Annotated in this window: 2 protein-coding genes; one reads left to right on the plus strand and one right to left on the minus strand. The window is 51.0% G+C overall.

The window, feature by feature from the left end; genetic code table 11:
• The first annotated feature begins 301 nt into the window (after positions 1–301).
• A complete protein-coding gene (panM, locus tag WH277_RS00910; RefSeq protein ID WP_339454663.1) occupies positions 302–688 on the plus strand; it encodes an aspartate 1-decarboxylase autocleavage activator PanM in 387 nt (128 codons plus the stop codon).
• Between the two features lie 74 nt (positions 689–762).
• Here panM and WH277_RS00915 read toward each other — a convergent pair.
• Positions 763–1,360, minus strand: a 598-nt coding sequence (locus WH277_RS00915; protein WP_339503837.1) for an RNA polymerase factor sigma-32, incomplete at its 5' end; no start/stop codon positions are given.

Below are 1,360 nucleotides of genomic sequence, written 5' to 3' on the forward strand. Positions count from 1 at the left end.
TACCGGCATTTTTTATGAATAAGGCTTTAAATTTCAGGTTATTAAACAGGAATATTCTGCTGTAAATCAACTGACATATTCAGTAAATAGCGGGTCCCGCAGGACAATTCACTAACACGAACGGTGGCATTTTAGCCGAATACCCAGGAGTTTATGCTGGCTGATAAATCATCAACAATGATTTACTCGGCATATAGGATAGAGACTCAACACATCGCCTCGTTTTTGTACGCAAAAACTAACACGTTATAGTATGGTCAACTTCGCTACAATATGCCTTTCTCACGTACGGGTTATTCCGATGAAACTGACTATCATCCGTCTGCAACAGTGCTCAGAGCAGGATCGCAGTGATTTAAAAAAAATCTGGCCACAGGCTGATATCGACGCTCTGGAAGCGCAGTTGGATGATCAATTCCGACTCTATGCTGCGCGCTTTAACGATCGGCTGCTGGCGGCGGTCAGAGTGGAAGTGCGCACAGGTCAGGGGAAGCTGTCGCAGTTGGAGGTGCGGGAGGTAACACGCAGGCGCGGTGTCGGGCTGTATCTGCTGGAAGAGGTAGTGGCACAAAACCCAGATGTGGCCTACTGGTCGGTCTGCATCGACGGAACGTCGGCACCTGAAGTGATAGCCGCCTTTATGCAGGCGGGCGGATTTAAGCAGCAGAACGGTGAATGGTTGAAATAAAAAAAGGGCTGACCTCAAAGAAGGTCAGCCCTTATAGCGACCACATGCCGGTCGCTCTGCTGTCATGGTATTGACTATGCTTCAATCGCCAGACGCAGTTTCTTCATCGCGTTCTTTTCGAGCTGACGCACACGCTCTGCGGAAACGCCGTACTGATCGGCCAGCTCCTGCAGGGTGGTTTTGTTGTCATCGTCAAGCCAGCGGGCGCGGATAATGTGCTGGCTGCGTTCGTCCAGCCCCAGCATCGCATCACTCAGCTTATCCGCCGCGTGATCGTCCCAGTTATCTTCCTCGATACCATTGGCAAAGTCGGAAGACTTATCCTGCAGGTAGAGCATCGGCGCCATTGAACGCCCTTCGCCTTCGTCGTCCGGCGTTGGGTCAAAGGTCATGTCCTGCGCAGCCATGCGCGATTCCATTTCCAGCACATCTTTACTGCTGACGCCCAGTTCACGCGCCACCATTTCGACTTCTTCCTGGTTGAACCAGCCCAAACGCTGCTTGGCTTTACGCAGGTTAAAGAACAGCTTACGTTGTGCTTTAGTGGTGGCAACTTTCACAATACGCCAGTTACGCAGAACGTATTCATGAATTTCGGCTTTGATCCAATGCACTGCAAAGGACACCAGGCGCACACCCACTTCCGGGTTAAAACGGCGCACAGCTTTCATC

This window comes from Erwinia sp. MYb416 (assembly GCF_037479575.1).
Classification (GTDB): domain Bacteria; phylum Pseudomonadota; class Gammaproteobacteria; order Enterobacterales; family Enterobacteriaceae; genus Erwinia; species Erwinia rhapontici.

Coding starts and splice junctions, on each gene's coding strand:
- panM (WP_339454663.1), top strand. CDS start 302: ATGAAACTGACTATCATCCGTCTGCAACAGTGCTCAGAGCAGGATCGC.